Annotated in this window: 27 protein-coding genes and 1 tRNA gene; 9 read left to right on the forward strand and 19 right to left on the reverse strand. The window is 68.3% G+C overall.

Features of this window, described 5'->3' with window-relative positions; all coding sequences use genetic code 11:
- The first annotated feature begins 10 nt into the window (after positions 1 to 10).
- Positions 11 to 931: a nitroreductase family protein gene (locus ACZ5RK_RS01735; protein ID WP_464909429.1), complete on the forward strand. Its 921-nt coding sequence runs from the start codon at positions 11 to 13 to the stop codon at positions 929 to 931.
- Here ACZ5RK_RS01735 and ACZ5RK_RS01740 read toward each other — a convergent pair.
- Positions 885 to 1,703, reverse strand: coding sequence for a C40 family peptidase (locus tag ACZ5RK_RS01740; protein WP_464909430.1), 819 nt, complete (start codon positions 1,701 to 1,703; stop codon positions 885 to 887). The two genes, ACZ5RK_RS01735 and ACZ5RK_RS01740, sit on opposite strands and share 47 nt — an antisense overlap.
- A gap of 168 nt (positions 1,704 to 1,871) precedes the next feature.
- On the opposite strand from ACZ5RK_RS01740, the gene ACZ5RK_RS01745 reads away from it, so the two are divergent.
- Positions 1,872 to 1,947, forward strand: a tRNA-Trp gene (locus tag ACZ5RK_RS01745).
- Between the two features lie 27 nt (positions 1,948 to 1,974).
- Positions 1,975 to 2,673, forward strand: a complete 699-nt coding sequence (locus ACZ5RK_RS01750) for an FAD-dependent oxidoreductase (protein ID WP_464909431.1) — start codon at positions 1,975 to 1,977, stop codon at positions 2,671 to 2,673.
- Here the strand turns inward: ACZ5RK_RS01750 and mutY are convergent.
- The 13 genes from mutY to ACZ5RK_RS01815 form a co-directional block, all read right to left on the reverse strand.
- The gene (gene mutY / locus ACZ5RK_RS01755) at positions 2,590 to 3,567 is read right to left on the reverse strand and encodes an A/G-specific adenine glycosylase MutY (RefSeq protein ID WP_464909432.1); all 978 of its coding nucleotides are present in this window, start codon (positions 3,565 to 3,567) and stop codon (positions 2,590 to 2,592) included. The genes ACZ5RK_RS01750 and mutY overlap by 84 nt on opposite strands.
- A 1-nt stretch (position 3,568) precedes the next feature.
- Positions 3,569 to 3,991: a CoA-binding protein gene (locus tag ACZ5RK_RS01760; RefSeq protein WP_464909433.1), complete on the reverse strand. Its 423-nt coding sequence runs from the start codon at positions 3,989 to 3,991 to the stop codon at positions 3,569 to 3,571.
- Positions 3,991 to 4,641, reverse strand: a complete 651-nt coding sequence (locus ACZ5RK_RS01765; RefSeq protein ID WP_464909434.1) for a nuclease-related domain-containing protein — start codon at positions 4,639 to 4,641, stop codon at positions 3,991 to 3,993. Before ACZ5RK_RS01765 ends, ACZ5RK_RS01760 begins: the two co-directional genes overlap by 1 nt.
- A 9-nt stretch (positions 4,642 to 4,650) precedes the next feature.
- Positions 4,651 to 5,496 (reverse strand): NAD+ synthase, encoded by an 846-nt coding sequence (locus ACZ5RK_RS01770; protein WP_464909435.1) that lies wholly within the window; start codon positions 5,494 to 5,496, stop codon positions 4,651 to 4,653.
- On the reverse strand, positions 5,483 to 6,361 hold the full coding sequence (locus ACZ5RK_RS01775) for a nitrilase-related carbon-nitrogen hydrolase (RefSeq protein ID WP_054647008.1): 879 nt from the start codon (positions 6,359 to 6,361) through the stop codon (positions 5,483 to 5,485). Before ACZ5RK_RS01775 ends, ACZ5RK_RS01770 begins: the two co-directional genes overlap by 14 nt.
- Positions 6,361 to 7,923 carry a 1,4-alpha-glucan branching protein gene (locus tag ACZ5RK_RS01780; RefSeq protein WP_464909436.1) on the reverse strand — a complete coding sequence of 521 codons (1,563 nt, stop codon included), beginning with the start codon at positions 7,921 to 7,923 and terminating at the stop codon, positions 6,361 to 6,363. Before ACZ5RK_RS01780 ends, ACZ5RK_RS01775 begins: the two co-directional genes overlap by 1 nt.
- Positions 7,924 to 7,927: 4 nt before the next feature.
- Complete coding sequence (locus ACZ5RK_RS01785; RefSeq protein WP_464909437.1) at positions 7,928 to 8,737, reverse strand: [LysW]-aminoadipate kinase; 810 nt, start codon at positions 8,735 to 8,737, stop codon at positions 7,928 to 7,930.
- A gap of 44 nt (positions 8,738 to 8,781) precedes the next feature.
- Positions 8,782 to 9,819, reverse strand: coding sequence for an N-acetyl-gamma-glutamyl-phosphate reductase (gene argC / locus ACZ5RK_RS01790; RefSeq protein ID WP_464909438.1), 1,038 nt, complete (start codon positions 9,817 to 9,819; stop codon positions 8,782 to 8,784).
- 51 nt (positions 9,820 to 9,870) lie between these two features.
- On the reverse strand, positions 9,871 to 10,713 hold the full coding sequence (lysX, locus tag ACZ5RK_RS01795) for a lysine biosynthesis protein LysX (RefSeq protein ID WP_464909439.1): 843 nt from the start codon (positions 10,711 to 10,713) through the stop codon (positions 9,871 to 9,873).
- 80 nt (positions 10,714 to 10,793) lie between these two features.
- A complete protein-coding gene (gene lysW / locus ACZ5RK_RS01800; protein ID WP_054647631.1) occupies positions 10,794 to 10,958 on the reverse strand; it encodes a lysine biosynthesis protein LysW in 165 nt (54 codons plus the stop codon).
- A complete protein-coding gene (locus ACZ5RK_RS01805) occupies positions 10,952 to 11,266 on the reverse strand; it encodes a TFIIB-type zinc ribbon-containing protein (RefSeq protein WP_054647630.1) in 315 nt (104 codons plus the stop codon). Before ACZ5RK_RS01805 ends, lysW begins: the two co-directional genes overlap by 7 nt.
- Positions 11,267 to 11,275: 9 nt before the next feature.
- Positions 11,276 to 11,767, reverse strand: a complete 492-nt coding sequence (locus ACZ5RK_RS01810; protein WP_054647629.1) for a LeuD/DmdB family oxidoreductase small subunit — start codon at positions 11,765 to 11,767, stop codon at positions 11,276 to 11,278.
- The gene (locus ACZ5RK_RS01815; protein WP_464909440.1) at positions 11,760 to 13,010 is read right to left on the reverse strand and encodes a 3-isopropylmalate dehydratase large subunit; all 1,251 of its coding nucleotides are present in this window, start codon (positions 13,008 to 13,010) and stop codon (positions 11,760 to 11,762) included. Before ACZ5RK_RS01815 ends, ACZ5RK_RS01810 begins: the two co-directional genes overlap by 8 nt.
- Before the next feature lie 35 nt (positions 13,011 to 13,045).
- Here ACZ5RK_RS01815 and ACZ5RK_RS01820 point away from each other — a divergent pair, with 35 nt between their 5' ends.
- Both ACZ5RK_RS01820 and ACZ5RK_RS01825 read left to right on the forward strand, forming a co-directional pair.
- Positions 13,046 to 13,273 (forward strand): type II toxin-antitoxin system HicB family antitoxin, encoded by a 228-nt coding sequence (locus tag ACZ5RK_RS01820; RefSeq protein ID WP_054647784.1) that lies wholly within the window; start codon positions 13,046 to 13,048, stop codon positions 13,271 to 13,273.
- A complete protein-coding gene (locus ACZ5RK_RS01825; protein ID WP_024119512.1) occupies positions 13,263 to 13,469 on the forward strand; it encodes a type II toxin-antitoxin system HicA family toxin in 207 nt (68 codons plus the stop codon). The genes ACZ5RK_RS01820 and ACZ5RK_RS01825 overlap by 11 nt, the downstream gene beginning before the upstream one ends.
- A gap of 2 nt (positions 13,470 to 13,471) precedes the next feature.
- Here the strand turns inward: ACZ5RK_RS01825 and lysS are convergent, their stop codons facing one another.
- The 5 genes from lysS to ACZ5RK_RS01850 all read right to left on the reverse strand — a co-directional run bounded on the left by lysS (position 13,472) and on the right by ACZ5RK_RS01850 (position 18,134).
- On the reverse strand, positions 13,472 to 14,602 hold the full coding sequence (gene lysS / locus ACZ5RK_RS01830) for a homocitrate synthase (protein ID WP_464909441.1): 1,131 nt from the start codon (positions 14,600 to 14,602) through the stop codon (positions 13,472 to 13,474).
- 142 nt (positions 14,603 to 14,744) lie between these two features.
- Positions 14,745 to 15,536, reverse strand: a complete 792-nt coding sequence (locus tag ACZ5RK_RS01835) for an isoprenyl transferase (RefSeq protein ID WP_464909442.1) — start codon at positions 15,534 to 15,536, stop codon at positions 14,745 to 14,747.
- Between the two features lie 48 nt (positions 15,537 to 15,584).
- Complete coding sequence (locus ACZ5RK_RS01840; RefSeq protein WP_464909443.1) at positions 15,585 to 16,706, reverse strand: acyl-CoA dehydrogenase family protein; 1,122 nt, start codon at positions 16,704 to 16,706, stop codon at positions 15,585 to 15,587.
- A 37-nt stretch (positions 16,707 to 16,743) separates the two neighbouring features.
- Positions 16,744 to 17,310: a UbiX family flavin prenyltransferase gene (locus ACZ5RK_RS01845; RefSeq protein ID WP_464909444.1), complete on the reverse strand. Its 567-nt coding sequence runs from the start codon at positions 17,308 to 17,310 to the stop codon at positions 16,744 to 16,746.
- Positions 17,311 to 17,543: 233 nt separating this feature from the next.
- A complete protein-coding gene (locus tag ACZ5RK_RS01850; protein ID WP_464909445.1) occupies positions 17,544 to 18,134 on the reverse strand; it encodes a hypothetical protein in 591 nt (196 codons plus the stop codon).
- A gap of 605 nt (positions 18,135 to 18,739) precedes the next feature.
- Between ACZ5RK_RS01850 and ACZ5RK_RS01855 the strand changes: the two genes are divergently transcribed.
- Genes ACZ5RK_RS01855 through ACZ5RK_RS01870 form a run of 4 tightly spaced genes read left to right on the forward strand, consistent with a single transcriptional unit; the run spans position 18,740 to position 22,031 of the window.
- Positions 18,740 to 18,985: a helix-turn-helix domain-containing protein gene (locus ACZ5RK_RS01855; protein ID WP_464909446.1), complete on the forward strand. Its 246-nt coding sequence runs from the start codon at positions 18,740 to 18,742 to the stop codon at positions 18,983 to 18,985.
- Positions 18,986 to 18,997: 12 nt separating this feature from the next.
- Positions 18,998 to 19,906: a bifunctional DNA primase/polymerase gene (locus ACZ5RK_RS01860; RefSeq protein WP_464910100.1), complete on the forward strand. Its 909-nt coding sequence runs from the start codon at positions 18,998 to 19,000 to the stop codon at positions 19,904 to 19,906.
- A complete protein-coding gene (locus ACZ5RK_RS01865) occupies positions 19,903 to 21,690 on the forward strand; it encodes a hypothetical protein (RefSeq protein WP_464909447.1) in 1,788 nt (595 codons plus the stop codon). The genes ACZ5RK_RS01860 and ACZ5RK_RS01865 overlap by 4 nt, the downstream gene beginning before the upstream one ends.
- Positions 21,687 to 22,031 carry a hypothetical protein gene (locus tag ACZ5RK_RS01870; RefSeq protein WP_464909448.1) on the forward strand — a complete coding sequence of 115 codons (345 nt, stop codon included), beginning with the start codon at positions 21,687 to 21,689 and terminating at the stop codon, positions 22,029 to 22,031. Before ACZ5RK_RS01865 ends, ACZ5RK_RS01870 begins: the two co-directional genes overlap by 4 nt.
- The last annotated feature ends 35 nt before the right edge of the window (positions 22,032 to 22,066 follow it).

Consider the following 22,066-nt stretch of genomic DNA (forward strand, 5'->3'; position numbering starts at 1 on the left):
TCCTGCCCTCATGGACCTCACGCCCGTCCTGGCGAAAAGGCGAAGCGTCCGCCGCTTCAAGCCCGTGCCCATCCCCGAGGAGGACCTGGAGAAACTCCTCTTCGCCCTCCAGCGGGCCCCCACGGACGCGAGCGCCCAGCTCTACTCGGCGATCCGAGTGCGGGATCCAAGGCTTAGGGACGAGGTGGCCCGGCTCTCCGGGGACCAGGAGCACATCAGGCAGGCGGCGGAGTTCTTCCTCTTCCTGGCGGACATCCACCGCCTGGAGCGCCTCCTCGCCCACCGGGGGCAAAGGATGGCCTTCTGGCCCAGGACCGCCCTCCACTTCGCCCTCCTGGACGCCGGGCTCGCCGGGGCCTACCTCGCCCTCACCGCCGAGGCCCTGGGCTACGGGGTCTGCTTCATCGGCGGGGTCTTGAACGGGGTGGAGGCCCTCGCGGACCTCCTTGGGCTTCCCCCGGGGGTCCTCCCCGTGGCGGGCCTGGCCGTGGGGGTGCCCGACGAGGAGGGCCCCCCTAGGCCAAGGCTTCCCCGAAGGCTCGTGGTCCACGAGGACCGGTACCGCCCCTACACCGAGGAAGACCTGGAGGAGGCCTACCGGGCCATGGCCCCCTACAGCCGGGTGGGGGACTGGAACCGGGTCTTAAGGCGCTACTTCGCCCAAGGGGGCACCATGGAGGCCAGGGAAAGGCCCTACGGCCGCACCCTCGCCCGACAGGGGTTTGACCCGGACCTGCCCCCGGGGGCCCCCTTCTACTCCCTGGGGGCCCTCCTGGAGGAGGCTCTGGAAGGGGCCCGGGGGGTGCTCTTCCGCAAGGGGGAGGCTTGGCTCGAGGAAGAGGCCCGGGCCTTCCGGGGGGAGGGAAACCCGGGGGAAGCCCTCCTCACCGCCCTGAAGAAGGCCCGGGGAGAGGTGCCGGACTGGCCATGACCCGCCGCGCCCCCCGGTAGACCTTCTGGTAGAAGGGCGCCTCGAGGCTCTCAATCACCACCCGGCTCCCGTAACTAGAGGCGTGGGCGAAGACCCCCCGGCCCAGGTAGATCCCCACGTGGTCCACCTCCCTCCCGCCGAAGCTGAAGAAGACCAGGTCCCCAGGGCGGAGCGCCTCCACCGGAGAGAAGGCCTGGTACTGCTCCTTCGTGGTCCTGGGCAGGGCCACCCCCAGCTCGGCGTAGACCTGGGCCACGAAGGCCGAGCAGTCCAGGGCGAGAGGGGAGTTCGTCCCGTACTTGTAGGGCACGCCCAGATAGCGGAGCACGGCCCGGAAGAGGGGGCTTTCCGGGTCGTAGTCCTCAGGAGGAGGGGAAGCCTCGGGGGAAGGCCCCGGCGGGGTGGGCGGGACGCTCTCGCCCTCGGCCTGGGCCCCGGGGAGGAGGAGCCTCTGGCCCACCTTAAGTTCCGCCGAGGCGAGGCCGTTTAGACGCATGAGTTCCTCCACCGTGGTGCCGTAGCGCCGGGCCAGGGAGAAGAGGGTGTCCCCCGGGGCCACCACGTGCACCCGGGCCCTCTCGGGAAGCTTGAGCACCTGCCCGGGCTGGATGAGGAAGCTTTCCAGGCCGTTTAGGCGCATGAGCTCCTCCACCGTGGCGCCGTAGCGCCGGGCGATGGAAAAGAGGGTGTCCCCGGGGGCCACAGTGTGGGTGGGCTGGGCCAGGGCACCGGGAAGGGACCAAAGCAGCAAAAGAAGCTTCCTCCAGGGCATGGTCCCATTCTACGAAGAAGCCCTAGGCGGTTTGTCCGCACCCAGGACCTCCCCTCTCCCCCTGTCCTGATCCCTTGGCCCAAGAGAGGACCTTTCCTTGGCATCACCCCTGAGGAGTCTCCCCAGCTTGGCCCCCGGGCCAAGGTGTGCTACAATCCCTCAAGGCGGGGGCCGTTAGCTCAACTGGCAGAGCACCGGTCTCCAAAACCGGGGGTTGGAGGTTTGAGTCCTTCACGGCCCGCCAGATGGCCCCTTTAGGGGCCTTTTCCTTATGAAGGAGTACCAGGTCCTCATCGTGGGGGCGGGGTTCTCGGGGGCCGAGGCCGCTTACCGCCTGGCCCAAGGGGGAGTGCGGGTGGGCCTCCTCACCCAGAGCCTGGACGCGGTGATGATGCCCTTCCTGCCCCCAAAGCCCCCCTTTCCCAAAGGAAGCCTCCTGGAACGGGCCTACGACCCGAAGGACGAGCGGGTCTGGGCCTTCCACGCCCGGGCCAAGTACCTTCTGGAGGCCGAGAGGAACCTCCACCTCTTCCAGGCCACGGCCACGGGGCTCCTCCTGGAAGGAGGGCGGGCGGCGGGGGTAAGGACCTGGGAAGGCCCCCCCGCCCGGGCCCAGCGGGTGGTGCTGGCGGTGGGAAGCTTCCTCGGGGCGAGGCTTTACGTGGGCGAGGTGGAGGAGGAAGCCGGGCGGCTTTCCGAGGCCAGCTACCCGGACCTTCTGGAGGACCTTATGTCCCTGGGCTTCCGCTTCGTGGAGCGGGAGAGGGAAGTGCCGGAAACCCCCACCACCCCCGGCTACCGGGTCCGGTACCTGGCCTTCCACCCGGAGGAGTGGGAGGAAGAACGCTTCAGGCTCAAGCGCCTGGAGGGGCTTTACGCCGTGGGCCTATGCGTCCGGGAAGGGGACTACGCCCTCATGAGCGAGGAGGGGAAGCGCCTGGCGGAGCACCTTCTCCATGAGCTTGGGTAGGGGCCTTTCCCGGGGGTCCTCCCCTTCCCCTTCCCAGAGGGCCCCGTGGACCTCCACCAGGAGCCTCCGGTGGGTGAGGGCGTGGCGCACCACGCCCAGGAGGCGGGACCTTACCCCGAAGGCCGCCTCCCTCATGGGGAGCTCCCCCGGGGGAAAGAGAGGCACGCCGTAGAGCCCCCGGAAACGCCCCTCGAGCCTTTCCAGGTACACCCCCTTCCGCCCGAGGAGGACGAGGGCGACGAGCCTTTCCTCCCTCACCCGGCGCTCCCGGGGCCGGGGGTAGCGCCCAGGGTCCTCCCGGCCCCGGCAGAAAGCCTTTAGGGGGCAGGTCTGGCAAAGGGGCTTCCGGGGCAGGCAGACCGTGGCCCCAAGCTCCATGAGGGCCTGGTTCCAGGCCCCGGGGTCCACGCCCCCGGGGAGAAGGCTTTGGGCGAGGGCGAAGAGGCCCTTCTCCTTGGGGCGTTCCAGGGCGAAGAGGCGGGAGAGGACCCGGCGCACGTTCCCGTCCACCGCCGCCACCCGCTCGCCAAAGGCCATGGAGGCCACCGCCGCCGCCGTGTAGGGGCCGAGGCCGGGAAGCCCCTTAAGCTCGGCGAAGCTTTGGGGCAGGGCCTCCACCCTTTGGGCGAGGCGGTGGAGATGCTCCGCCCTGCGGTAGTAGCCCGCCCCCTGCCAGGCCTTGAGCACCTCCTCCAGGGAAGCTTCCCGGAGCATCTTTAAGGTGGGAAATAGATCCAGGAAGCGGTGGTAATAGGGAATGGCCTGCTCCACTCGGGTCTGCTGCAGGAGGACCTCGGAGACCAGGATGCGGTAGGGGTCCTTCTCCCCCCGCCAGGGGAGGGGGCGGGCGTGCTCCCGGTACCAGGCGAGGAGGGCTTCCTGCCAGGCTTCCACGCTAGAGGAAGGTGGGGCCAAGGAAGAGGCGCCTGTGCTCCACCATGAGGCAGCGGTCGGTCACCACGGGAATCCCCGCCTCTTCCAGGGCCTTCTCAAACTCCGGGTTCTGGATTCCCGACTGGAGCCAGACCAGGCCAGGCCTTAGGGCCAGGACCTCCTCCAGGTGGCCCAGGAGGGCGGAGGAAGGCCGGAAAACGTCCAGGATGTCCACGGGCTCCTTCAGGTCCAGGAGGCTTGCCACCACCTTCTCCCCGAAAAGCGCCTCCCCTTGGAACCTGGGGTTCACGGGCAAAAGGCGGTAGCCCTGCTCACGGAGGTACTTGGGCACGTAGTGGGCAGGGCGGGAGGGGTCCTTGTGGGCCCCGAGGACGGCGATGGTCCTGGCCTGCTGCAAAAAGCGCTTTAACTCCCGGTCCTGCATCAGCGCACCCTCCCCTCCAGAACCCTGGCCACCCTCTGGGCCTCGAGGAAGCTTAGGCGCGGGGGAAGGCCCTTGAGATAGGGCACCACTTCCTCCGGCTTCAGCACGGGAAGCTGGCCCACCCGACGACCTTCCAAGCGCCCGCTCACGAAGACCAAAAGGGGCTCCACCTCCACGCCCAGAAGCTCCCGCAACTTGTGGGCCTGGCGCCAGGCCTGGCGAACCAGGTCGTCCCGGCGCTCCCCTCGAACCCAGAGCCTCCGAGGGTCCGCCCGGATGGAGCCCGTGTAGTTCTTCACCTCCACGTTGAAGACCCCGGCGGGCCCCACCACCACGTGGTCGGCGTTCTCTCCACCTAGGTCCACATCGTGGAACACCCGCCAGGTGGAGGGGAGACCCTCGAGGACCTGGCCCACCCGGGCCTCCCCCAGGTAGCCCCGGGCCTTGGCCACCACCTCGCGCTCCACTTCCTTGTCCTGAAGCAGGCGCACCACGGCCAAGAAGGCCAGGGGAAGGGCCAAGGCCCCCATCCAGGGAGCGAAGAGTGTAACGAGGAGCCAGACTGCAAGACCGAAGCCCAAGAGGACGAGGGCGATCCGTCCCAGCCTTCGGGCGAGGGTCTTCCCTGCGCTTCCCACCCTGCGCGCCATAAGGGCCTCCTAAGGACGGTAGTCCAAAGGCCTCAGGTAGAACTCCCCTATGGCCGTGGAGGAAAGGAGGGCCACCGTGGGGAGGGCCCTCTTCCAGTGGGTGCGGTTCACCCCCTCCTTCACCCGCCTAAGCTCCTCCTCGGTGAAGCCCAGGCCCAGGATATAGGCGTCGGAGTAGCCCTTGAGGTAGTGTTCCAGGATAACGTCGGCCCGCAGGTAGCGCACCCCCAAGTCGGCCTCGTCCGTCTGGCCGGGGATGAGGTCGGCGGTGGGGGGCTTCTTCACCACGGCCTCCGGCACGCCCAGGTGCTCGGCAAGCCGCCAGACCTGGGTCTTGTAGAGGTCCCCCAGGGGGTTCACGGGGGGGGTGTCGTCCCCGTGCCAGGTGAAGTAGCCGAAAAGCCTCTCGGTCTTGTTCCCCGTGCCCAGGGGAAGGGCCTGGTAAGCCTGGGACTTGTCAAAGAGAACCATCATCCGTGCCCGGGCCATGACGTTCCCCTTGCGGTGGGGGGTGATGTCCGGGGTGAGGGCGGCGTAGGCCTCCACCATGGGGGTGATGTCCACCTCCTCCAGAGCCACCCCGAAGGTCTCGGCCACCAGGTGGGCGTGCTCCCGGGAGGTGGGGCTGCTCTCCCGGTAGGGGAGGAAGAGGGCGTGGACCCTCCCCGCCCCCAAGGCCCGCACCGCCAAGGCCAGGGTGGTGGCGGAGTCCACCCCACCGGAGACCGCCACAATGGCCTTCTCGTAGCCGCGCCAAGAGAGTTCCTCCTGGAGGAAACGGGTGAGGAAGTCGGCCACCAGGGGCCAGTTGAGTTCCAGGAACTCTCTCGCCTTGGGTGCCTCAACGATTCGCATCCCGCCTCCCTAAGACCCGCTCCAGGTCGGGAAGGAGAAGGGGCAGGCCCGCCTCGAGGTCGGAAAGAAGGGGGCTATCGTAGCGCACCGGGGGGATCCTTTCCCGGTCCAGATGGAAGAGGAGGGCCGCCTCCTCAAAGAGGGGGGCCTCGGCCAGGACCCTCCCGTCCGGCCCCACCACCAGGCTCCCCCCGCTCATCCCCTTCCCTCCCTCAAAGCCCACCAGGCTCGCCACCACCACGTAAAGCCCGTGCTCCGCCGCCACCGCCTGGGCGAGGGTGCGCCAGCGGGCCACGTTCTCGGGAAGGGGCCCCTGGAAACCTCTGGCCGGGCTCGCCGCGGGCACGTAGATGACCTCTGCCCCGTCCAAGGCAGCGATGGTGGCAGTGACCGAGTGCCAGAAGTCCTCGCAGATGAGGAGGGCCGCCCGGCCAAACCGGGTGGGGAAGGCCTCCACCCGCCTGCCCCGGGCCAGGTAGCGCTCCTCGTCAAAGACCCCGTAGGTGGGGAGGAAGACCTTGCGGTGCACGTGGACCACGCGGTGGGGAAGCTCCAGGTAGGCGGCGCTGTTGTAATAGGCCCCCTCGTCCCGCTCGTAGAACCCCACCACCACGTCCAAGATCCCCTCCCAGGAGAGCCTCCGGTGCATCTCCGAGAAAAGCTCCAAAAGCTCAAACCGGGTGAGGGCGAGCTCCCTCACCCCTCCTTGCAGGAAGTAGCCGGTGAGGGCCGCCTCGGGGAGGACCACCACCTGGGGGGCATGGGAGCGGAGGGCCTCGAGGTGGGCCTTCAGCCGGTCCAGGCTCTCCCTAAGCCGGCTCTTCTCCGGCCGGAACTGAAGAAGGGCGTGGAGCACCTCTTCCATCACGCCTCCTCCGGAAGGTAAAGGCGGGGGTTGGCCCCGGGGAAGGGGTTGTCCCGGGCCTCGAGGGCCCTTAGCTCCTCCGGGGACACCCCTTTGAGGAGGTGGAAAAAGGCCCGGGCGTGCTCCTCGTAACGCTCCTTGGCGTAGGCCTCCGCCTGCCCCGTGTCTATGAGGAAGGGCCAGTCGGAGGCCTCCAGGAGGAGAAGCTCCCGCATGGCCTGCTGCAGTACGCCGGGAGGGAGTACCCCCTGCCGCGCCGCCTCCCGCATGGCGGCCTCCGCCCGGTAGACGGTGCGCCAGTAGTCCAGGGTCTTCTCGTTGAGCCAGACCCCATGATCCCCGCCCCGGCCCCAGGAGCCCTCGGGAAGCGCAGTCCGCACCGCGGGGCCCTGCACCGCCTCCCTGGCGGTCACGGGCCTCACCTTGGGGCTTCTTGCGAGAAGCCTCAGGACGGCCTCGAGCCAGGCCACCCCCTCGTACCACCAGTGGCCGAAAAGCTCGGCATCGTAGGGGGAAAGGATGACCCCGTGGGGGTGCCCCTCGGCGAGGCGCTCCAGGAGGCCCAGGAAGTGGCGGGCGTGCTCCTCGGCCTTGGCGAAGGCCGCCTCGGGGTCATAAGGGGCCTTGGCGGCCAGGTCCGCCTGCCGGTGGGTCACCCGCCAGTGGTGGAGGCCGGAAAGGGGGTCCTTGCGGTGAAACTCCCGGTAGAGCCCCTCCCCGGGGTAGCCATGGTGGGCGCTCCACACCTGGAGGGCGGTCTCCTGATTGCGGGCGAGGACCCTGAGGCCCGACTCCAGCTCGTAGACGTAGTAGGTGGCCTCTTTGCTCTCCACGGGGCCCAGGGAGGCCTCGCCGTAAGGGGAGAGGGGCCTTCCCCCCTGCACCAGATGGGCGTCCACGAAGGTGTAGCGGATCCCGGCCCGCATCAAAAGCTCGTCCACCCCGGCCCTAAGCCCCTCGGGGGGGCCCTCCACCGGGGGCTTCCAAGGCCCCTTGGGGCGGTAGGCCATCTCGGGAAGCCAGAAGCCCGTGGGGTCCTTGGCGAAGTGGCGGCGGTAGGTGGCCACCCCGGTCTTGATCTGGGCCCAGAGGGCCTCGTCGTAGCCCAAAAGGGGGGAGTAACCATGGGTGGCGTTGGAGGTGAGGAGCTCCACCTGCCCCCGCTCCTGGGCCCGCCGGAAGAAGGCCGGGAGGTCCCCCCCCAGGTGGTGGAAGTGGTCCAGGGTGAGTTCAAAGAAGGCCACCTGGTGGCGGGCGCTCTTTTCCAGCTCCGTGCCCTGGTAGCGCAGGTAGTCCCCCTGGGCCCGCGAGAGGCGGTCCTTGGCGTAGGCCAGAAAGCCCTCCTTCACCTGGGCGTCGGCGAGCTGCTCCGCCAGGATGGGGGTAATCCCCAGGGTAAAGCGGGCCTCCACGCCCTCCGCCCAAAGCCGTTCCAGCATGCGGGCCAGGGGCAGGTAGGTCTCGGCCATGGCCTCGTAGAGGGTTTCCTCCCCAAAGGGCCACTTCCCGTGGGCCCGCACGTAGGGAAGGTGGGCGTGGAGGACCAGGGCGAAACGCGCCATGGCCTTAGCGTACCACGGTGCCTTCCCCGGAAAGCGCCCGCCTTATGGGGTTTTCCACCCGGGCGTCGGCGAAGACCACCCGCTTCACCCCGCCCTTCACCGCCTCCACCGCCCCCATGACCTTGCGCTTCATCCGCCCCTGGGCCAGGGCTAGGTACTCCGGGTCCTCCACCCTGTCCACGGGGATCTCCCGCACCAAGGAGGCCTCGTCCGGGTAGCGGGCGAGGAGGCCGGGGACGTTGGAGAGGTAGACCAAGGCCTCGGCCCGGTAGACCCGGGCGAGGAGGGAGGCGATCTGGTCCCCATCGGTGTTGATGGCCTCGTTCTCGTAGCTTAGGGCGGGCGGGGTCAGCACGGGGAGGTAGCCCGCCTGAAGGAGGAGGTCCAGAAGGGCCTTGTTCACCTCCTCCACCGTGCCGGTGTAGTCCCCGCGGTGGATCTTGACCTTGCCGTCCTCCACGTACTTGACCGCGGTCTTCCGCCTGCCCAGGAGAAGCCTCCCGTCCAGGCCGGAAAGGCCGATGGCGTTGGCCCCCTCCCTCTGAAGGAGCTCCACCAGGCGCTTGTTCACCAGGCCGCAGTAGACCATCTCAAAGATCTCCAGGGTCCTGCGGTCCGTGAGGCGGCTCACCTGCCCCCCGGGGTGGGTGAGGAAGCGGGGCGGGTGGCCCAGGGCCTCCGCCACCTTGTTGGTTTCAGCGCTCCCCCCGTGGACCAAAAGGAGCCTCACCCCCTCCTTCCACAAGGAGGCCGCGTCCCTGGCCACAGCCTCGTAGTTGATCCCCTCGGCGCCTCCCACCTTAACCACGATCACAAGCTCACCTCCCACGTCCGGAGCCCCGCCAGCATGGGGTGGCCTTAGGGGTGGAGCCCCGGGAAGTCCAGCCCCAGGGTCTCGGGCCAGCCCATGCGCAGGTTCAGGGCCTGGAGGGCGTGGCCGGCGGTGCCCTTCACCAGGTTGTCTATGGCCACCATGACCACGAGCCTCCCCGTGTCCTCCTCCAGCTCAAAGCCGATGTCGGCGTAGTTGGTGCCCTGCACGAACCGGGGGTCGGGGTAGCGGTGGATGCCCTTCTTCTGCTTGACGATGCGGACGAAGGGCTCGCCCCCGTAGGCCTCCCGGTAGGCCTGCCACACGTCCCTCTCGCTCCAGCCGTCCTGGAGGAAGGTCTGGGCGGTCATGAGGATCCCCCGCACCCGGTCGGTGGCGATGGCGGTGAGGTGGACCTCGGGGCGGCCCGGGAGGTTCTCCACCACCTCGGCGGTGTGGCGGTGGCCCGTGGGCTTGTAGACCCGGATGGACCCCGCCCGCTCGGGGTGGTGGCTCGCCGGGCTGGCCTCGGCCCCAGCCGCCGAGGTGGAGATGAGGAGGGTGACGAAGATGGGAGTGGGCTTCAGGACCCCGGCCTTAAGGAGGGGGTAGAGGCCGAGGAGGGTGGCCGTGGCGTTGCACCCGGCCCCGGCCATCCAGTCCGCCCCCCTCAGGGCCTCCCGGTAGAGCTCGGGCACGGCGTAGACGAAGCGGCCGAGGAGGTCGGGCCGGGGATGCTCCCCGTAGTACCTGCGGTAAAGCCCCGGGTCCTTCAGGCGGAAGTCGGCGGAAAGGTCCAGGAGGATGGGGGCGAGGGCGGCGTAGCGCTCAAACTCCCGGGCGAAGACCCCGTGGGGCAGGGCCAGGACCAGGATGTCCACAGGCTCCAGCTTCTCCGGGGGGACGAACTTAAGGTTCGTGCGCCCTCGGAGGTTGGGGTGGACGAAGTGCACGGGCTCGCCCGCGAAGCGCCTCGAGGTCACCTGCTTCACCTCCAGATAGGGGTGGGAAAGGGCGAGCCTGAGGAACTCCCCCCCGGCGTACCCCGAGGCCCCCACGATGGAGAGGGTTTTCTTATCGGTCATGGAGCCACCTCCTAAGCTCCGCCACCAAGTGTTCCACCGCTTCCCGTAACGTCATGAGGCCAGGCTCCACGCGTAGTTGAGGATCTCCCCCGGGATGTCCACCCCGGTGGTGTGCACCGAGTTCTTGAACTCCATGGTGTGGTTCACCTCGTTGACCAAAAGCCCCCTCTCCGACTCAAAGAGGTCAATGGCCACCACCCCGCCCCCCACGGCCTTGGCCGCCCGCACGGCAAGCTCGGCCATCTCCTCGGTGAGGGGGCAGTTCTCCGCCTGCCCGCCCCGGGCGGTGTTGGTGATCCAGTGCTGGCTCCGCCGGTAAATGGCGGCGATGGCCCTATCCCCCACCACGAAGACCCTTATGTCCCGCCCGGGCTTCCTCACGTACTCCTGCAGGTAAAGGAGCTGGTGCTGGAAGCCCCCCAGGACCTCCTTGTGCTCCAGGATGGCCTCCGCCGCCTCCCGGTCGGTGATCTTGGCGAGGAGGCGGCCCCAGCTCCCGATGACCGGCTTCAAGACCACCGGGTAGCCCCAGGCCTCCATGAGCCTAAGGGCCTCCTCGGCCTCGGTGAGGAGGGCGGTCTTGGGCTGGGGAAGGCCCGCCCTCGAGAGGGCCACGCTGGTGGCCCACTTGTCCCCGCAGGTCTCTATGACCTCCGGCCGGTTCACCACGGGGATGCCCAGAGCGGTGAGGTAACGGGCCACGGCCAGGCCCCGGGACTGGCTCACGCACCGCTCTAGGGCCACCGTGACCCCTTCCAGCTCCTTGGGCCTTTCCCCCAAGACCATGGGGAGGGCGGGGACGTACACCTTCTTGTAGGGAAGGCCCAGGGCCTCGGCCCGCTCAAAGAGCATGCGCTCGTCGGGGCGGATGCGGTCGTAAAGGATGGCCAGCATCTAGCCTCCCGAAAAGCCCCACCTAGGGCCCCGCTCTGGCCTTCGCCAGAGCGGGGTGCTTAAGCCGGCGTGGGGTGGTATCACTCTCCCCAGTCCTCCGCCTCCTCGGGGGCGGGCTCGAGCCTCAAGGGGTCCAAGGCCACCACCTCGAGCTCGGCCCCACAGTCCTCGCAGACCACGAGCTCGCCAAGCTCCGGGTTCTCCAGCCGAAGCTCCGCACCGCACTCAGGACAGGTGGCTACCATTCCTCATCCTCCTCCACATCGCTCCAGTCGGGGACGAAGCGGAAGCCGCACTCGGGGCACTCCACCTCCTGGCCCTGGTCCTCCTCGGAAACCTCAAAGGTGTGGCCGCAACGGGGGCAGTCCACGAAGAAACCCTCCAGGCCCTCCTCCGTCACCTCCACCTCCAAGGGGTCCAGGGAGACCACCTCCAGAAAGGCCCCGCAGGCCTCGCACTCCAGCACGTCCCCCACCTCCAGGGTTTCCAGGTCCTCCGCCAGCACCAGGCTGGCCTCGCCGCACACCGGGCAGACGATCTCCAGGTCCTCCATGACTAGAGTCTACTCCCCCGGGAAGCGCCCGTGCTTCTTGTAGTAGTCCAGGAGGGAGCCCTCCTTGAGCGCCTCCAGGAGGAAGGGAGGCGGGGGCTTGAGTTGGAAACGCGCCTCGCCCCGCAAAAGAACCCCCCTCTCCAGGTCCAGCTCCACCTCGTCGCCGTCCTCTAGCGCATCCACCACCTCCTCTGACTCAAAAGGGACGATCCCCAGGTTCACCAGGTTGCGGAAGAAGATGCGGGCGTAGCTTTTGGCGATGACGGCCCGGATGCCCAGGCGCTTTAGGGCCTCGGGGGCGTACTCCCGGCTGGAGCCAAGCCCGGCGTTCCGCCCGAAGACCAGGAGGTCCCCGGGGCGCACCTCCTCCGCGAAGCCGGGCCGCAGGTGGGCGAAGGCGTACAGGTGGAACCGGTCCTCCCCCACCATGAAGGGGGCGTACTTTCCGGGAAGGATGTCGTCGGTGTTCACGTGGTCGCCGAACTTAAAGACCCTAGGCATGGGCTTCCTCCAGTTCCTCGGGGGTGGTGAGGTACCCCGCCACGGCGCTGGCCGCCGCCACCCGGGGGCTCGCCAGGTAGATCTCGGCGTCCGGGGCCCCCATGCGCCCCCGGAAGTTGCGGTTGGAGGTGGAGACGCACACCTCCCCCGGGGCCAAAACCCCCATGTGCCGCCCCATGCAGGGGCCGCACCCAGGGGTCCCCAGGGTGGCCCCGGCCTCCAGGAGGGTGAGGAGGGTGCCGTCCCTGGCCGCCTCCTCCAGGACCTGGGAGCTTGCGGGGACCACCAAAAGCCGCACCCACGGGGCCACCTTCCTTCCCCTAAGCACCTCGGCCGCCGCCCTCAAGTCCTCTATGCGCCCGTTGGTACAGGTGCCGATGAAGACCTGGTCCACCCGCCTCCCCTTGACCTCGGCCACCTCGTGGACGTTGTCCACGTAGAAGGGCACGGAGACCCGGGGGGTGAGGGCGGAGAGGTCTATCTCCACCTCCTTGGCGTAGGTGGCCTCGGGGTCGGGGTAGAACCACTCGGGCACCCGGTACATCTCCAGGACCTCCCCGCTCGGCACCACGAGCCCCGCCTTGGCCCCCGCTTCCACCGTGAGGTTGGCCAGGGTCATGCGCTCGCCCCGCGTGAAGGCCTCCGCCCCGTCCAGGAGGTGGATCTCCACCGCCATGTAGGTGGCCCCCTCGGCGGTGAGGAGGCGGACCATCTCCAGGGCGGCGTCCTTGGCCGTGGCCCCCTTGGGGAGCCTCCCCCGGAAGACCACCTTCACGCTCTCGGGCACCCTAAGCCAGGTGCGGCCGCTGGCCGCCGCCAAGGCGATGTCCGTGGCCCCCATCCCCGTGCCGAAGGCCCCCACCGCCCCGTAGGTGGTGGAGTGGGAGTCCGAGCCCACCACCACCCAGCCCGGCTGGGCCAGGCCCTCCTCTATGAGGACCTGGTGGCACACCCCCCGGCCCACGTCAAAGATGCGGATGCCGTGGCGCCTGCCCCACTCCCGGATCTCCTTCTGGGCCTTGGCCACCTCCAGGTTCGCCGCCGGGGCCACGTGGTCAATGACGATGGAAACCCTCTCCGGGTAGCGGGGGGTGGCGTTTAGGTACTCCAGGCGCTTGAAGAAGCTCCCGGCGATGGAGTCCACCACCATCACCTGGTCCACCTCCACCACCACGAGCTCCCCCGCCCGCACGGGCCTTCCCACCTTGTGGGAGAGGATCTTTTCCGCCAGGGTCTGGGGCATCTTCACCCTCCTTCTCTGCTTTCTATAATGAGGCCATGGGCCGGTATTGGATTCGGGTCTACCCCGATCCCGAGGAGCCCGGGGTTTGGCTCGCCGAGGTCCCCGCGGTACCCGGGGTACGCTCGGACGGGGACACGCGGGAAGAGGCTATCAGAAACGTCCGTGAAGCCCTCGAGGCCATGCTGGAAGCCCTCCGGGCAAGAAACCTCCCCATCCCTGAACCCGACGAAGAGTGGGTGGAAATCCACGTAAATGCCGCCTAGACCTGAAGAAGTGGTGCGCAAGCTCAAGCGCTTAGGCTTTGAGGAGGCCGGAGGGAAGGGCAGCCACCGCGTCTTTCTGCACCCTGACGGACGGCGCACCGTGGTCCCCTTCCACCGCAAGGAGCTCAAAAAAGGCACCTTCCTAGGCATTCTCAAGGACATCGGCCTCACCGAAGAGGAATTCCGGAACCTCTAGCCTCATGCCGTGATCCACTCCCTGAGGATCCGGTCCAGCTCCTCCAGGGTGAGCTGGCCCCGGTCGGCCAGGGCCTTGATGTGCTGGGTGACCCGGTGAAGCTCCTCCTCGCCGTAGTGGAGGCCGAGCTCTTCCGCCCGGGCCTTGATGGCGTGCCGCCCGGTGAGCCTCGAGGCGATGATGAGCTTCCGCCTCACCCCGAAGACCTCGGGAGGATAGGGCTCGTAGGACTCGGGGTTGATGTAGATGGCCTTCAGGTGCATCCCCGCCTTGTGGCTGAAGGCCGTCTCCCCGGTGATGTAGTTGTTGAAGGGGATCTCCACCCCCACCATCCGGGCGATCATCCGGTCCAGCTCGGGGAGCATCTCCAGCCTGTACTTCCCGCGAACGTACTCGGGCTGGAGGGTGTACATACGGGCCAAAAACCCTCCCAAAGGCGTGATCCCGTTCCTCTCCCCTATCCCCAGGATGGTGGTGTCCACGTGGGTGGCCCCGGCCTCAATGGCCTCAAAGGCGTTGGCGACGGCGCATCCGGTGTCGTTGTGGCCGTGGAACTCTATGTCCACGCCGGGCCCCACCACCCGCCGCACCTCCCGCACCAAGGCGTAGACCTGGCGGGGCGTGGCGATGCCCACGGTATCCGCCAGGCCCACCCGGTCCACGTAGGGGGCGATGGCCTGGTAGATGGCCAAAAGATCGTGCTCGTCCGAGCGGAAGGTGTCCTCGGCGGAGAAGCGCACCTCCACGTGAGGGGCGTTTTCCCGGATGTACTGGATCACCTCCTGGGCCTCGGCGATGATCCGGGGGATGTCCCGCCCGTGGGCAGCCCGCAGGTACTTGCTGGTGCCGAAGAGGAGGTCAATGCCCTGCACCCCGGTCTCCACCGCCACCTTGGCCGCATCCAGGCGGGTCTGGATGTGGGTCACCACCTTGGCCTTCAGGCCCAAGGAGGCCAGGACCTCGGCGTCCCTGCGGGACTGGGGCGAGGCCATGGGGGTGGTGACCTCAATGTACTCAATGCCGAAGGCGTCCAGGGCCTTGGCGATCTCCACCTTGTCCTGGGTGGAGAAGTTGGCCCGCTCAAACTGCTCCCCTTCCCGAAGGGTGGAGTCTATGATCTTCCATTCCCGCATACGCCCCTCCCAAAAGAAAACCGGCCCGAACTCGGGCCGGGGGATGAGGAACCCTTAGAGGGCTATCCTACCCCCCGGCGGCCGAGTTTTTTCTCGCGGGCCAGCATCTTGCCCGTAAGGGTATACGAAAACCCCCCTTTTGTCAACGCCCAAACCGCCTTTCGCGGGCCTGGTAGCTCCTTAGGGCGCGCAGGAAGTCAATCTTGCGGAACTCGGGCCAGAGCACGTCGGCGAAGTAGAACTCCGAGTAGGCGGACTGCCAGAGCAAAAAGCCGGAAAGCCGGACCTCCCCCGAGGTGCGGATGATGAAGTCGGGGTCGGGAAGGCCCGCGGTGTAGAGGTGGCGGGCGATGTCCTCCGGGGTCAGGGCCTGGGCCACCTCCTTGGGGGAAAGGCCCCGCTCCTCCGCCTCCAGAAGAAGCTGCTTCACCGCGTCCACGATCTCTTCCCGCCCCCCGTAGCCCATGGCGATGTTGAGGACCATGCCCTGGTGGTCCCGGGTGCTCTCCTCTAGGCGCTCCAAGGCCCGGAGCACCTCCTCGGAGAACCCTTCCCGCCGGCCGATCACCCGCACCCGCACCTGGTTTTCCAGGATGCGGTGGTCCTCGGCCATTCTCTCCGCCTCCCGCACGAAAAGGCCCATCAGGGTCTCCACCTCCTCGGGGGATCGGCGGAAGTTGTCGGTGGAGAAGACCCAGACGGTGACGGTCCGGATACCCATCTCCAGGCACCACTCCAGGACCTCGTAGGCCTTCTGCACCCCAAACTCGTGCCCCTTTGTGGGGGAGAGGCCCAGGGCGCGAGCGTAGCGGCGGTTTCCGTCCAGGATGAGGCCCAGGTGCCTGGGCATGGGGCCTCCCTTCACCTCCCTTAGGAGGCGCTTTTCGTAGAGCCAGTACAGGGGGCGGGAAAGGGAAAGGAGGCGGCGGAGCATACCTTACCCACCCTAAGGGTGCGGTATGAGAAAGAAAAGGGGGCGGCCTCAGGAGGGGTAAAGCTCCCGGGCGATGACGAGGCGCTGGATCTCCGAGGTCCCCTCGTAGATCTCCGTCACCTTGGCGTCCCGGTAGTAGCGCTCCACCCGGTAGTCCCGGTGGTAGCCGTAGCCTCCCAGGACCTGGACCGCCTCCCGGGTCACCTCCACGGCCACCCCGCTGGCGAAGAGCTTGGCGGCGCTGGCCTCCAGGGTAAACCTTTCCCCCCGGTCCTTCTTCCTGGCGGCCTCGAGGACCAAGGCCCGGGCGGCGGCGATCTTCACGTGCATGTCGGCGATCTTGAAGGCGACGGCCTGGTGCTCCCTAAGCTTCCTCCCGAACTGCTCCCGCTCCTCGGCGTAAGCCTTGGCGATCTCGTAGGCCCCCCGGGCGATGCCCACCGCCTGGGCGGCCACGCCCACGCGCCCCGAGTCCAGTCCGGCCAAAGCGTAGGCCAGGCCCCGCCCCTCTTCCCCCAAAAGGTTCTCCTCGGGGACGAAAACCCCCTCCAGGCGCACCTCGGCGGTGTGGGCGGCGTGGAGGCCCATCTTCTCCTCGGGGCGGCCGAAGGAGAGCCCGGGGGTGCCCTTCTCCACCAGGAAGGCGCTGATACCCTTCTCCGTGCGGGCCAGAACCACGTAGAGCTGGGCCTGTCCGGCGGAGGTGATCCAGCTTTTCACCCCGTCCAGCACGAACCCCCCGGGAACCCTTCGGGCCTGGGCGCGGAGGCTTTTGGCGTCGGAGCCCGCCTGGGGCTCGGTGAGGCAGAAGGCCCCGATCCACTCCCCCCGGGCCAAGGGGACGAGGTAGCGCCGCTTCTGGGCCTCGGTGCCGAAGCGGAGGAGCATGTACTGGGGAAGCCCGCTGGTCACGGAGAGGATGACCGCCACGCTGGGGTCGGCGGCGGCGATCTCCTCCAGGGCCAGGGCCCAGGTCACCGAGTCCAGCCCCACCCCGCCCCACTCCTCCGGGGTGGTCATGCCCAGAAAACCCAGCTCCGCCAAGGCCCGAAGCTGGGGCCAGGGGTACTCCCCCTTGCGGTCGTACTCGGGGGCCAGGGGGTAGAGGACCTCCTTGGCCACCTGGCGCACCGTGTCCAAGACCAGCTTCTGCTCCTGGGTGAGGGTCATCGGCCCTATCGTATCACCGCAGGCCGGCAAAAAAGCGTCATCCCTCACCCCACCTCTTGGCGCGCTGGCCGGGAAGGCCCAGGTGGTCCAGGATGCGCTGGGTGATGAAGCCGAGGAGCTCGGGGATCTCCCGGGGACGGTGGTAGAAGCCGGGGCTTGCCGGGAGGATGGTGGCCCCGGCCTCCGCCGCTTGAACCATGGCCCTGAGGGTGGGAAGGGGGAGAGGGGTCTCCCGGGGCACCAGGACGAGGGGGCGCTTCTCCTTGAGGTGCACGTAGGCCGCCCGGGTAAGAAGGGTGTCGGCGAGGCCATAGGCCACCTTGGCCAGGGTGGTGGCCGAGCAGGGCACCACCACCATCCCCCGGGTGGGGAAGGAGCCCGAGGCGATGGGGGCCCCCAGGTCCTGGTCCTTGTAGACCCGGGCCGCCAAGGGGTGGAGGTCCTTGGGGCTTAAGCCCATCTCCTCCCAAAGCACCCTTTTGGCCCCCTGGGAGATCACCAGGTGCACTTCGGCCACGCCCGTTAAGGCCTCCAGGAGGTCCAGGGCGTAGGGCATGCCGCTCGCCCCCGAAAGCCCCACCACCACCCGCACGGGCTCCGCCATGCCCTCCATCCTAACGCCCGCGCCCCCGGCCAGCCGAAACCCCCTCCGGCTTGGCCGGAGAGGGCGGGTTTGGTGGGCCGTGCAGGATTCGAACCTGCGACCTACCGATTAAAAGGCGGTTAAAACCAATCCTTCCACGTATTGTAGTGTCCTCCTGGACAGGGTTTTTGCCACTTGACACCCCTCCTCATCTCGCCCGGGTTGCAGTACGGTTGCAGTCCACTACTCGGAACCTATTTACTTACCAGGGGAATCCCCTTCGCTTCTTTGCGCTTGAGAGCCTTCCGGCACCTATCCGCCCCGCAAGTCTTTTGTCCTTTTTTACCGAAGAAAGGGCTTCCACACACGGGGCAGAACCGGAGGGAGCGGGAGGAGTAGAGGGCAGCAAGCTCCAGGTAAACCCACTCCACCACCCCGCAACGCACATGCACTGGACCCGGACGGCCAAGCGCCTTGAGGGACTGGGCAAGGGACCAATCGGCCCGGGCCAGCACCTTAGGCCAGGCCTGAGCCCAGAAGTATTCGGCCACGGCGGGGAGCCCCCCTTCCGCCACCCTTTCCTCAATGACTCTGAGGGCGTGGTAATAATCGTGGAATCCGTTTCCAAAAAAGAAGAGATGCCCCCGCCAATAGAGGGGCTTCGCCCCGAGGGCGCGGTAATGGGGGGACTCGTTTTCCAATCTGCGCCTGAGGTCGTCAAGGATGGAGAGGGGGTCTGCCGAAAGGGTCCTGTATTCCTTGAGGAAGTCCAGGTAGGCGCGGACCTCAGAAGCGAAGCTGTGCCAAAAGGGGATGGCGTCGCCCGAGCCGTAGGGGTCTAACAAGCCTATCCTCTGGGCCACCCGGAGCGTTCTGCGGATGAATACGGGGGACGTGGGCGGGCGGCGTAGGGCTAGCCCCCCGAGGTGGCCCACTTCCCGGTAGAGGGGGAAGGGTGGGTCTGGGTCTGGCGGCCACTCAAAGAAGGCGTGTTTGCGAACCAAACGGGGGTACGTCAGTGGGGGCACCGGTTTGCCCCCTTCCCCTTCGGGTACACGGTTAAAAAACGCAAGAAGGAGGTCTAGATAGGACCGTTCTACTCCTGGACCAAAGGGCTCGTCCCCCAGGTAGTGCCCCACCAAAAGGGTGGGGGCGCTCAGCCTGAAGTTTAGTCGCGTGCTCGTTTGGGGGTCGTAGCGGCTGCCCAGAAGTCCCGGGATTCCAGCGGTAGCCCCCTCTGGCCCCAGGGGCAAGTATGACCACGGGGACCTGCCCCGCGTCCAATCCCAGGGGGGGACTTCTTCCGGCCCGTAGGCCACGGTGAGGGGGGGCCGCGCGGTCGCGGGGGTCAGGGCCACGGGCAAGTGGAGAACCCCTCTCAGCAATGTCCCGCCAAAAGTCCGGTCTGAACCCGCTTCCATCACGGGACATCATAAGCCATCCTGAGGCTATGAGTGGCTTGGAAATCCTCAGAGTATCGGCAGAGGCCCACGGTTACGGCGTGCGGGCGGCTTATAGCCCCCCACAAGCGGCAAAGATTCTCGGAATCGGGGAGAACACCGTGTATGCCTACATCCACGCGGGCGCCCTCCGGGCGGTGCGCGTGGGGCGGCGTTTCTACATCCCGGCCACTGAGCTTGTGCGGTTTCTGGAGGGTGAACAAGTTGCCCCCGGGTTGGAGGGCCGGGGGCGGTAAGGGGGGGTGCGGATGATGCGCCTGGGTCCATTTTACCACGCCGCCCTTCGCTACGCCGCCTCGGGCTACCCGGTCCTTCCCCTCCAGCCTGGGGAGAAGCGCCCCCACCCGGGGCTGGTGGGCCACGGGCTCAAGGAGGCCACCCGGGAGGAGGAGCGCATCCGGGAGTGGTGGGGCAAGGCCCCCCAGGCCGGGGTGGGCATCCTCCCCGGCCCCGAGGTGCTGGTGCTGGACGCTGACGGGCCGGAGGTGGTGGCGGCCCTCCTCGCCCGCTGGCCGGAGCTTGGGGGGGCTCCCTTGCAACGCACCCCGAGGGGCGGGGGGCACTTCTTCGTGCACGTGCCCCTTCACCTGGGCGCTTCCTTGCGCACGGGGCGGGGCAAGGGGCTCTCCGAGCTGGGGCCGGTGGACGTGAAAGGGTTAGGGCGCGGCTACCTGGCGGCCTGGCCCACCCGGCTTCCCACCGGCTCCTACGTCTGGGAGCGCTCCCTGGTGGTGCCGGAGTCCCTTCCCCCCTGCCCCGAGTCCTTGCTTGGGCTCCTCCTCCCCCCGCCGCCACCGCCCCCTCTGGAGGTACGCCCTGAACGGGGGGCGGCCAGTCCCAAGCGGCTCCGGGGGCTTCTGGAGTGGGCGTGCCGGGAGGTGGCCGCCACGCCCCCCGGAAACCGGCACAACCGGCTCCTGGCCCTGGCCCGGCTCATGGGGGGGTACTGCCACCTGGGGCTTGACCCCGAGGAGGCCGCCCACGCCCTGGCCCAGGCCGGGGTGGAGGCGGGGCTTTCCTGGGGGGAGGCCCTGAGGACGGCCAGGGACGGGGTGAGGTACGGGACGCTGGCCCCCCTCTCCCTTGAGCCCTCTGCCCCTCTCCCCCCTCGCACCTACCGGGCCCGCGTCTACGCCCGGATGAGGAGGTGGGCATGACCTTCCAGGACCTCCTCAAGCGGGTGGAAGGGGCCAAGGCGGAAAACCTCCCCGCCCTCCTCCCCGAGCTTTTCAAGGCCGTCTACGAGGGGGGGCTTTTGGACACCGAGCTGGAAGCCCTCTTCCTGACCCTCAAGAAGAAGACCGGGGTGAGCGTAGCCGCCCTCCGGAAGGACTGGGCCCGCTACCGGGCCACGCGGGACGCTCAGGCCCGGGAGGAGGAAGCGCCCCCCATCACCCCCGAGGCCCGGGAGGCCGCCCGGGAGCTTTCCGAGGACCCTGCCCTCCTCCACCGGGCCATAAAGACCATCGGGACGCTTGGGGTGGTGGGGGAAGAGGAGAACCGGGGGCTTCTCTACCTGGCCCTCCTCTCCGGCAGGACGGAAGCGCCCATCAGCATCCTGGTCAAGGGACGCTCCTCCTCGGGGAAGTCCTTCCTGGTGAAGCAGACCCTGGCCCTCATCCCTCCCAGGGGCTACTACGAACTCTCCAGCATGAGCGCCAAGGCCCTGGTGTACGCCGACCTTGACTTCCAGCACCGCCACCTGGTGCTCTACGAGGAAGACGGGCTGAACTCGGAGGAAGCCCTTTACCTGGTGCGCACCCTCCTTTCCGAAGGGCAAATCCGTTACCTCACCGTGGAGAAGTCCCCCCAGGGGCGCATGGTGGCCAGGGAAATCGTCCGCCCCGGCCCCACCGCGCTCGTCACCACGCTCACCCGGGGGCTCACCAAGGAGGACAACGAAACCCGAACCTTCTCCCTCTACATGGACGACACCAAGGGCCACACCCTCCGGGTGGTGCAGGCCCTGGCGGAACGGGAGGCCCTGGGGGCGCGGCCCGAGGTGGACCCCGCCCCCTGGCACGCCCTCTACGAGCTTCTTCCCCAGAGGGAGGTGGCGGTCCCCTTTGCCCCGGCCATCGCCCGGCTCCTGGAGGCCCAGGACCTCCCCGAGGACCTGACCCGGCTCCGGAGGGACTTTGGCCGCTTCCTGACCCTGGTCAAGGTGGTGGCCCTCCTCCACCACGCCCGGAGGGAGGAGCGGGGGGAGCGCCTGATGGCCACCCTGGAGGACTACGCCCTGGCCTACCACCTGGCCGCACGCCCCCTGGCCCGGAGCGTCCACACCGTGAGCCCCCAGGCCCTGGCCCTGGCCGTGGCCGTGCGGGAGGTGCACGAGGCCAAGGTGGAGGAGCTTCAGGGGAAGGTCCCCGAGGAAAGCGTGGCCGTCTTCGTGAAGGACCTGGCCCGCCATCTCCGTTGGGCCAAGCGCACGGTGCAGAAGTGGGTAGACCAGGCCGAGGCCGCCGGGCTGGTGGACGTGCAGAGGGACGGGAACCGCCTGGCCATCCGGCCCGTGGAGGGCGCGCCCCTGGAGGAGGCCGCCTTCCGGCTCCTCCCCGAGCCCGAGCGGCTGGCCCGGGAACTCGGGGAAGGGGGTAGCTACGTGCACCCCCTCACCGGGGAAACGTGCGCGCTCTATCTCCCCAAAACCGCGTGCGCGTTCTCCTCAAAAACCGGGGAGAACGCCGCCCTGGACGAGGAAAACCAACGCGCACGCCATGCGCACGACCGCGCACGCCCCTCGGAGGAACGCCCTTCTGGAGAGGAAAAACCCCGTGCGCATTCGGAAGTGGCTTCCCCATCGCAAAACCCGGAGGAACGCGCACGCTCCGAGCTGGAGGCCATAGCCAAGAAGGCGGGGTGGCGCCTCTTCAAGGTAGTCCCCAACCGCCCCCCCACCCTGGAGGGTGGCGGGGACGAGGTGGAGGTGGAGCTGTGAACCCCTGGCGTAAGCTCATCACCCTGGCCCCGGCCCTGGCCGCCAAGGTGCGGGCCATGCGCCCCCCCAAGCTCCGGGTGGTGGCCGATGGCCGGGTGCTCTACTGGGCCCTGGCCGTGCCGGAGGAGGAGGACCTGGAGGCCCACGCCGCCTGGCCCGGGCAGAACGCCCCGGCCCTGGAAGCCTGGATTGTGGAGCGCCTGGCCTTCCTGGAGGAGGGCTGGCCGGAGGCGAGGGAGGTGGAGCTTCTGGGAGTCTGGGCCGGGGACCCGCCCCGGCTTGAGCCCATCGCCCGGGCCCGGGTGAAGGTCAAGGAGTCCAGGGAGGTAGGCCATGCCTGAGCGTGCGCGAGTTTCGGGAAGTGCCGTCCTGGACG

It is taken from the genome of Thermus kawarayensis JCM 12314 (assembly GCF_055393575.1).